Raw genomic sequence first — 9,057 nt, forward strand, 5'->3', positions numbered from 1 at the left:
CCGCGTGTCCGATCCCTTAATAAAACCTCAACAAACCCATAAGCTTATGGTGAACCGTTTGTTAAGTGGCATGGTTTATTTTCTCTGACAGTGGCATCGCGTTTCGGTGTTGATCTTGTTGCGTAGGCTGGCAGAACCATGATTGTTCGGCAGTTCATCAGTTGGGTACGGACCGCTCCAGCCAGCGAGCGGGCAGAGGCAACGCGCTCTTTGGCGCGGGCCTGGATTTTTTCTGATCTTTCAGACGACGACCGTGCCGCAGCCGAAGGCGCGCTGCTGATGCTGCTCGATGACGCGTCGCCGCTGGTGCGCCAGGCCATGGCGCAGGTTTTCGCCCGCGCGCCGTCGGCGCCCCCGGCCATCGTGCAGGCGCTGTCGGTGGATCAGCCCTGTGTGTCGCTTCCAGTGCTCGAACATTCGCCGCTGCTGATCGATGCCGATCTGGTCGACATTGTCGCCACCGGGAATAGCGAGCTGCAATGCGCCGTCGCGCGCCGCATCAATCTTCCTATCTCGATCTGCGCCGCCATTGCCGAAGTCGGCTCTGCGGCTGCGGCGCTCGAACTCATTGAAAATCCGTATGCCGAACTGGCGCCGTTCTCCTGGGACCGTATCGTCGAGCGTCACGGCCATCTTGCAGCCATCCGCGAAGCGATGCTGGCCCTTGGCGACCTGCCAGCCACGACGCGCCTCGCACTGGTGGCCAAGCTCTCCGAAACACTGACCCGCTTCGTCGTTGCACGCAACTGGCTGTCGCCGGATCGTGCCGAGCGCATTGCCGACGAGGCGATGGCGCGCTCCACGGTCAACATTGCCTCGCGTTCGCGCGGCGACGAGATGCGTGATCTCGTGCATCACTTGCGCGAAGCCGGGCAGTTGACCGTCGGACTGATCCTCCGTGCCCTGCTGTCGGGCAATCTCGACCTGTTCGACCAGGCGCTGGTGGAGCTGTCCGGCCTGCCGCAGAGCCGCGTGGCCGCGCTGGTCTACGACGGCGTCGGTGCCGGGCTGAACGCATTGCTTGCCCGCGCAGGTCTGCCGGAGTCGACATTCCCTGCCTTTCGCGCGGCGCTAGCTGCGCGCAATGAAATCGGTTTCATCGGCTCTGTCGGCGGCGCCGTGCGGCTGCGTCGTCGCATGGTCGAGCGGGTGTTGACGGTGTGCGAGACCGATGAGGCGGCGTCCGAGCCGCTGTTGATCCTGCTGCGGCGCTTCGCGACGGAATCGGCCCGCGAGGAAGCGCGGGTGTTCTGCGATGAACTGGCCGAACAGGCGAATGCGCGCGGCGAGTATCAGCTGATCGCGGCGTAAACGTCGAATATCTCAGTCGTCATGCCCGGCCTTGAGCCGGGCATCCATCGTTCGACATCAGCGCATTTCAACAGATGGATGGCCGGGTCAAGCCCGGCCGTGACGTGGAGAGTGTTTCGATCGCATCAGACGAAATTGCGGAGCGACGCTATTCCTTCGGCACGATGCTCGGCGCCGAGATCATCTCGAGATGATCCGGCCGATCGCGATTGACCAGCGTCAGATAGTCATCCGCAACGGCACGCAGGCGGGCGCTGAGTTCGTTGGCTACGCCGGCCTTCTCGATGGTGTTGTGTTCGCGCACGATGGCCTGGATCGCATCGATATGGTGCTGGATCAGATCCGCCGGCACCGCATCGAGATCGGGGGCGTGTTCGAGAATCCGGCACAGGCTTTCGGCGGCGACGCCAGCGGCAGGAAAGCCGAAGGTCGAGGCGTCGCCCTTGATGTCGTGAGCGGCGCGAAACAGCTCACCGCGGGTGTGCGTATCGAAGCCCTTTTTCAGGATCGCGGCATGTGCTGCGGCAAGGCGGTCGCATTCGCTGCGCATCCAGGTCTTGAACTCGCCGGAGAGATTGGCCAGCGCCTGTTCGGCGCGCGCCACGGGATCGTCGAGCTCGCGATCGATGACACGGCGGATCGCGTGCTTCAGCGTGTTCGGCGGCGTGATGACCTGGTGATCGGCGAAAGCCTGCACCTTCGGCGGCGCCGGCGCTTTGTTCTTGGCCATGGTCGTTTCTCCGAACATTGCGCTAGCCAGTGACACGGGCTTTATCCAGCAGCGACGGCTGCTGCAGAACCTCGGCTTCACCGCCATTGCGGCGTTCCGGTCCGATATAGGCGACGGTGGTGTTGCGGCGGCGGTCGGGCCCGAAATAGTTCTTCGTCTTGATGAAGGGGCGGGGATGCGCGACCACGCTCATGATGCGCAGATAGAGGCCCTTGGCCGAAATCGGCTTGGCCAGAAATTCGGTGACGCCGGCATCGCGCGCCATGGTGATGCGACGCTTCTCGGAGTGGCCGGTCAGCATGATGATCGGCGCGTAGGGATTGCCCTTGGAATCCGGCTGCCGGATCATCTGCGCCAGTTCCAGCCCGTCGAAAATCGGCATCGCCCAGTCGGCGATCACGATGTCAGGCACGTAGTGGCTGTACATTTCCAGCGCCGTGGCGCCGTCCTCGGCTTCGTAGACTTCGCGGGCGCCGAACGAATGCAGCAGCGTGCGCAGGATGCGCCGCATGTGCGGATTGTCGTCGCAGACCAGAAAACGCAGCTTGTTGAAGTCGATACGGAACATGATGCGGCTCGAACCGGGCTGGGACCGTTACCCGATGTTAACCATACCGCGCCGCGTCTTAACGAATGGTTGAGGCGGGCAGGCGCCTCAATATCCGAACTGTTCGCTCAGGATGCGTTCTTCCAGGCTGTGGCCGGGGTCGAACATCATGCGCATCGAGATCGACTTGTCGGAGATGATTTCGACCCGCCGGACGTCGCGGGCTTCCTCGTTGTCGGCGACGGCGGCCACCGGGCGTTTTTCGCCTTCCAGCACCTCGATCGCGACGATCGCCGTATTGGGAAGTAGTGCGCCGCGCCAGCGCCGTGGGCGGAACGCGCTGATCGGCGTCAGCGCCAGCAGCGCGGCATTGATCGGCAGGATCGGACCCTGCGCCGACAGGTTATAGGCGGTCGAGCCGGCCGGCGTCGCCACGAGGATGCCATCGGCGGCAAGTTCGGCCATCCGTTCGCGTTCATCGATGAGGATGCGCAGGCGCGCCAGTTGATGCGTCTGGCGAAACAGCGAGACCTCGTTGATGGCGTGATGGATGTGTACGCCGCCATGGACGTCCGTGGCGCGCATCAGCAGCGGGTTGATCAGTGTCTCGCGCGCCGCGGTGAGGCGCGCATGCAGATCAAGCGTTGAGAACTCGTTCATCAGGAAACCGACGGTGCCGCGATGCATGCCGTAGATCGGTTTGCCCGTGCGCATGAAGTCGTGGAGCGTCTTCAGCATCAATCCGTCGCCGCCGAGGGCTACGATGATATCGGCGGTTTCCGGATCGGCATTGCCATAGAGCTGCGTCAGCTGGTCGAGCGCTGCCTGCGCTTCCGCACTGGTGCTGGCCACGAAGGCGATCCGGTCATAGCGCTTGGACGGGTTCATCAGGGGATCGCCGGCTCATGCTGCGTGGTTGCGCGGGGTCGTCTAGCCGACCTCGCTGGGGCTTGTCGAGCGAAAGGATAGCAGGTCTTTGAGACGGCCGGGCTGCAGGGAGCGCCGCATCGTTAACGGGGCGAGCGGCGCCCGGTTGCTCCATATTTGCGGGTCAGCTCCTCCGCGACCGCCTTTTCGGGCCTTAATTTGCTGCCGGCGAGCCAAACCTCGGTCACTTTCCCGGTCTTGCCACGGACCCTCCGGACTGCTTCCCCATAACTGGAATAACCCGCGGCCGCGGCGATCGTGCCCTTGTCCTTGCCGGTCACCTCGATCTCGGCGACGTCCATGAAGGGATTGATCGCCTGAGGCGTGGCGACCAGCACCCGGTCTCCGATGGGCACCAGATCAAACGCGCTCCCTGAAGTCCACATGCGTCCCGCCCAGTCGCGGACGCGCTTCTGCGGCGCGCCGCGCTGGGCGAATGCGCGCAGGATATGCATGGCGCCATCAACCCAGATGGGTGCCCAGCCGTCGGTGGCATTGGTGAAAACCGAGATCGTCAGCTCGCAGGCCGGGATCACGGCGGTGCGCGAGATATAGCCATGAAATCCGCCATTGTGGCCGAACCAGTCCCAGCCGGCGGTGGTGCCGTTCATGGTGCCGAGGCCGTAATAGCTCTCGATAGTTGCGTGCGGATTGCGCCAGTGCCGCCGTGTCATCTCACGCCGGCCCGCCGCAGACAGCGCGCTGTGCTTTGCATTGGGTGCAAGCTGCGCGAAGAAGCGCGCGATGTCGGCTGCGGTGCTGACGAAGCCCGCAGCAGGCGTGATGGCGTGGCACGGCGTGTCGCCGGGAATGACCAGACGGCGGTCGAGCGGAAGCCGCGGCGTATGACCTTGCGCGAGGGGCGCGCCCTTTGTCAGCGGCAAGTCGGGCTGGGTCTCGCGCAGGCCGACCGCATCAATGATCTCGCGCCTGATCCAGTCGCGATAGGGCTCGCCGGTGACAGCTTCGATGACGAGGCCGAGCAGGCCAAAGCCATGGTTGGAATATTTCAGCCGCGTGCCGGGCGCAATCGCGGGCGGTTGCTGCAGCTCGGACAATAGCTCGTTCTTGTCGAGATAAGGGCGGCTGTCGATGAACTGCCCGGCATCGACGCCGTCGCGCGTGAGGCCGGCGCTATGCGACAGTAATTGTCCGATAGTCGTTGCAGCGACCTGCGGATGCAGGCCTTTCACATGGTCGCCAACGGGATCGTCGAGGCGCAATTTGCGTTGCTCGCGGAGCTTCATCAGTCCGGCAGAGGTGAAGCTTTTGGAATGCGAGGCGATCCGGAAGCGATGCCGCGGCGTCAGCTTCTCGCCGGTCGCGAGGTTGGCGTGACCGAAGGCATATTCAGCGACGATCTTGCCGCGATGCGCGATGGCGACGAGGCAGCCGGGTTGCTGCGTCGTTGCCATCTGGAATGTGAGCCAGTCGTGGATGTAGTCGAGCGCGGGCTTCAGCCAGGGATCCATCAGAGGTCTCAATGTGAGGAGAGCGTCGCAGCCGCGAATATGAGCTGATCTCTCAGCCATAACAAAGCCGGCACAATCCGAAGGATTGCACCGGCTGACTGATCCGCGAATGGGATCAGTAGGTGGGACCGGAGCCGGGCGCCTTTTCCAGCGCAGCAGCGAGCGATTTATATTCGGCGGAGTCCTTGCCGCTCAGCGAAGCAATCTTGTTGAGATGATACTGCGCCTGATCGCGGTTGCCCTGTTCGACCTGCCACAAGCCGTAATACTGCCAGGTGCGGACATGGGCGGGGTCGGCCTTCAGCGCGCGCTCGTACCAGATCTGCGAGACCTTGTAGTCGCCGAGCTTGCGATAGGAGTAGCCGATCAGGTTGGCGACATCGGCGCGGTCGTCCTGGCCGAGCGCCTTGAGCTGCGCGATGGCGGCCGTGTAGTCCTGCTTGTCATAGACCGTGGCATAGGCCGCGCGATAATTGGCGAGGAACGCGGTATTCTCGCTGTTCGGATTCCTGGTCTCGGTTTTCTTCTTCTTGTCCTTGGTGCCCTTGGTGTCGGACGCCGGCGGTGCGGAAGGCGTATCGCCGCCTGCGGCATAGGCCGAGGTCATGAAGGGCGTGGCGGCAACGGCCACGGAAAACATTGCCAGCGTCGTCAGCCTGATCGCGAGGTGGGTCATGCAGCGCTCCTGTTTGCAACAGCAATAATCTGACACGGAAGTCTCAGGTTGTGAACACCGGACGTGGGTGTTCATTCCCGCTTGTGCCGACATGGGGAGCAGACTTGTGGCAGCAGACTTGGGGCAGGACGCCTGACCCAGCGATCATGACGAGGATGTCACCGAGATGAACGAAGCCTGTCCGGCTTCCTCAGAGTGGGTTCAGCGCAGCGTCGCTAGTCTGACTGCATTGATCGACAAGCCCGGCCAACCGACCGGTCAACTTCGTGATCGAGACCGACAGGAGACGACCATGTTGAAGAAAATTTCCACCGCGTTGATTGTAGTTTCCATGCTTGCCGCTCCCGCGATGGCTGCCGGTATCGCCAAGACCACGCCGGCGCCGATCACCAAGCCGGTGACGTCGGCCGATAACAAGGTGCAGGCCAAGCCCGGCGTGCTGAACGCAAATGCGAAAATGGTCCGCCATCATCACCGCCATGCCCGTCCTCATCATCGCTTCCACAAGAAGATGAGCGTTCACAAAGTTCACAAGCACACCGCCATCCAGACCACAGTCGCGCACAAGCGCGGCTGAGGGGGCTCCGCGGTCGCGGCCTCATATTGCCCAGCCGCGATCGCGGAGTTTCAACGGCCGGCCTGCTGCACCTATCCCCTGGGATGCATAACATCCCTGAGGTGCGGCAGGCCGGTTCGTTTGCGCGGGTCCGTCACCGAGATGCGAATTCCAATTCCCGGGCGAACCGTCTAGGAGAGGCATGACGGGGATGCACCTGCACGATTGAGACGGCACGACGCATGAGACGCGACTTGGGGATATCTTTGCGACGGGTAGCGGTAGTCCTGCTGCCGCTTTGGCTTGCAGCATGCGGAGGAGGCGGCGCCGGTGGCATCAGCTTCACGGATGACCAGGGCGTTGCCGCGCAGCCATTTCCGACCAATTATCGCGTCGATCTGCTGGCGTTCTTCAAGACCTATCTGAACAATCCGGTCGGCGTTCGTGACGCCATGATGGCGGAGCCGGTGCAACGCACCGTCGGCGGACGGCTGCGCTATGTCAGTTGCGTGCGGTACACGGCGAAGGATTTCGACGGCAGATACACCGCGCCGCAGGAGCGGGCGGTATCCTATGTCGACAAGCGTCTCGATCGCATTGTCGAGAATGTCACTGAGGCCTGTGCCGGCGCGACCTACGCGCCGTTCCCCGAAATGGAAAAGATGACGCGGTAGCGCGTTGTTGGTCTGAACCCTTCAATCTGCTGTCGGTGCTCGATGCCGGGGTTGTCGCCCTCAACTGACCGCAACGTCGCCACAACATTGCCGCGGCCCGACGTGGGTATCCAGACACTGAAAAGCCCGATCAAGTTCGTGTGAGCACTGAACCAAAAGCCATTTCGCACCGCCTGAAAATGAATAAATCCAAAAGTGTTGCTGCTTTGTCGCAGTCGGCAAACATCGATGTGGCAACGCCTGCCGTGAAGCAACCAAACTGCCGCCACGTTGTTTTTCGATGGTCATTACGCAACACAGGGGAACAACCATGAAGAAGCTTCTGCTCAGCGCGTCGGCCATCGTTGCCGTGGCCGCGATCTCGTCTTCAGCCTTCGCTGCCGACCTTCCGGCGCGGACCTATACCAAGGCCCCGGCCTATACGGCGCCGGCTCTGGTCTACAACTGGACCGGTTTCTACATCGGCGGCCATCTCGGCGGCGCCTTCGGTGACGGCAACAGCCTCGTCGGCGATAGCGGCCGGTTCATGGGCGGTGTGCAGGGCGGCTTCGACTATCAGTTCGCCACCAACTGGGTGGTCGGTGTCGAAGCCCAGTACAGCTGGCTGGCGAGCAGCAATACCAGCCTCGTCTTCCCGAATGGTACGACCATCACCGGCGGCGGTAACGATCAGCTCGGCTCGGTCACCGGTCGTCTCGGTTACACCTGGGGTCCGGCACTGCTCTACGCCAAGGGCGGTTACGCCTGGAAGGATAACAACAACCTGACCATCGCCGCTGTGGCTCCCGCGGTTGCTGTGATCGATGGCAACAAGAAGGACGGCTACACGGTCGGTGGCGGTCTCGAATACATGTTCTCGCCGAACTGGTCGGGCAAGGTCGAATATCAGTACTATAACTTCGGCAACACCACGATCACCTCGACGGCCATTCCCGGCGGCTCGACCAGCTTCAACAACGACGAGCACACCATCAAGGCCGGTCTGAACTATCGCTTCGGCTGGGGTGGCCCGGTGGTTGCCAAGTACTGAGCAAGTACGACATCGATTCGATCTTTGACGGAAAGGCCGGCATCACGCCGGCCTTTTTCTGTGTGGGGATTCGTCATGTGCCGCTGCGCGTCGCTGATTATCGCTTCAATGCGATCGTCATCCTCTCCACGTCATGGCCGGGCTTGACCCGGCCATCCATCTTTCTTGTGCGACGGTGTGCGGGCCAAGCTGGATCCCCGGGTCAAGCCCGGGGATGACACCTGTGGGTGCGGCGCCTTCATCGCGCCGTCGTAGATTCAACTGTCAAACAGCCACTGCTCTAGACAACACGTGCTCTCCAGACATGCGTCATCGCCCCCATTGTTTGCGGCGCGGGGGCGCCGTCGCCTCCTGCATTCCCACCCTCTTGTGAGAGGGCGTGCGGAACGCCGGGTGCCCGTTGCACCCTTGGGCCTGATGCGATGCGGTCTTCCGCAATTGAGAGTGCATCAGGACTTTCGGAGGCGCCGAGCGATTGCCCGACGTTCCGCATGCGGTGTTTTCTCGGTTGCTTGCACATCTGCCATGGCGAACGGTCCCATCACCAAAATTAATGTCCCAGGGCGGAGGGACAGGGTAGCCGCAAAGCACTTGGCCGAACGCGTTTCGATTTGGTCGTCCGTCACACTGTCCAGGATTCTTTCCATCCGAAGGTCGGCCGTCTCCTTGCCAGTGGCAGTGCTGGCGCAGATCCGTCCTGCCCGAAGACAGACGTCACCCGTGAACCGCGCGACGCCGCATCTCCGGCGTCCACCGCATCCCACCCCGCGAACGTGACGATCGCGATCGCCCCTCTCGGTGGGGCAGGACGGAGGGGAATATAAACCTGGTGGGGATATTGTCAACGGGAGATAGGAAAATATGTTCGGAGCGCCCCAAACTGTCATTCCGGGGCGGGACCGACGCCGGAGGCGACGGGACCGAACCCGGCGACTGTCTTGTCTGTCAATGGGGCTGAGTCTCTCCGTCATAGTGTTTGTTGGCTTTGACGAGCGCGTTGGCGGTGATGAGGAGCTTTCGGGCAATGGCGATGAGCGCCACCTTGGCCGGTTTTCCCTGCAACCGCAGGGCCTGATAGGCCTGTTTCATCTGCAGATGATGGCGGCAGGCAACGAGAGCTGCCATGTACAGCGC

General features: G+C 62.4%; 9 protein-coding genes and 1 pseudogene. 4 read left to right on the forward strand and 6 right to left on the reverse strand.

Translation table 11 applies throughout. From position 1 onward, the window contains the following. The first annotated feature begins 138 nt into the window (after positions 1 to 138). Complete coding sequence (locus tag AC1DUY_RS30565) at positions 139 to 1,311, forward strand: DUF2336 domain-containing protein (protein WP_478119159.1); 1,173 nt, start codon at positions 139 to 141, stop codon at positions 1,309 to 1,311. A gap of 148 nt (positions 1,312 to 1,459) precedes the next feature. Here AC1DUY_RS30565 and AC1DUY_RS30570 read toward each other — a convergent pair whose 3' ends face one another. From AC1DUY_RS30570 to AC1DUY_RS30590, 5 genes are all read right to left on the reverse strand, one after another. Beyond that, positions 1,460 to 2,041, reverse strand: coding sequence for an Hpt domain-containing protein (locus AC1DUY_RS30570; RefSeq protein ID WP_231080216.1), 582 nt, complete (start codon positions 2,039 to 2,041; stop codon positions 1,460 to 1,462). Positions 2,042 to 2,063: 22 nt separating this feature from the next. After that, complete coding sequence (locus AC1DUY_RS30575; protein WP_068731951.1) at positions 2,064 to 2,609, reverse strand: response regulator; 546 nt, start codon at positions 2,607 to 2,609, stop codon at positions 2,064 to 2,066. A gap of 87 nt (positions 2,610 to 2,696) precedes the next feature. Continuing rightward, positions 2,697 to 3,476, reverse strand: coding sequence for an NAD kinase (locus AC1DUY_RS30580; protein WP_120286903.1), 780 nt, complete (start codon positions 3,474 to 3,476; stop codon positions 2,697 to 2,699). Between the two features lie 122 nt (positions 3,477 to 3,598). Beyond that, complete coding sequence (locus AC1DUY_RS30585; protein ID WP_478119162.1) at positions 3,599 to 4,987, reverse strand: serine hydrolase domain-containing protein; 1,389 nt, start codon at positions 4,985 to 4,987, stop codon at positions 3,599 to 3,601. Between the two features lie 115 nt (positions 4,988 to 5,102). Continuing rightward, a complete protein-coding gene (locus AC1DUY_RS30590) occupies positions 5,103 to 5,663 on the reverse strand; it encodes a tetratricopeptide repeat protein (RefSeq protein WP_478119164.1) in 561 nt (186 codons plus the stop codon). A 292-nt stretch (positions 5,664 to 5,955) separates the two neighbouring features. On the opposite strand from AC1DUY_RS30590, the gene AC1DUY_RS30595 reads away from it, so the two are divergent. From AC1DUY_RS30595 to AC1DUY_RS30605, 3 genes are all read left to right on the forward strand, one after another. Next, entirely contained in the window at positions 5,956 to 6,240 is a 285-nt protein-coding gene (locus AC1DUY_RS30595; RefSeq protein WP_093762066.1) for a His-rich protein BRANT, read from the forward strand. Between the two features lie 221 nt (positions 6,241 to 6,461). Next, on the forward strand, positions 6,462 to 6,893 hold the full coding sequence (locus AC1DUY_RS30600) for a hypothetical protein (protein WP_478119166.1): 432 nt from the start codon (positions 6,462 to 6,464) through the stop codon (positions 6,891 to 6,893). 310 nt (positions 6,894 to 7,203) lie between these two features. Continuing rightward, positions 7,204 to 7,923 (forward strand): outer membrane protein, encoded by a 720-nt coding sequence (locus tag AC1DUY_RS30605; RefSeq protein ID WP_089264886.1) that lies wholly within the window; start codon positions 7,204 to 7,206, stop codon positions 7,921 to 7,923. Positions 7,924 to 8,868: 945 nt separating this feature from the next. Here the strand turns inward: AC1DUY_RS30605 and AC1DUY_RS30610 are convergent. Next, positions 8,869 to 9,057: pseudogene (locus AC1DUY_RS30610) on the reverse strand (IS110 family transposase); the annotation flags it as partial.

The sequence above is a fragment of the Tardiphaga sp. P4_G1 genome (assembly GCF_056401215.1).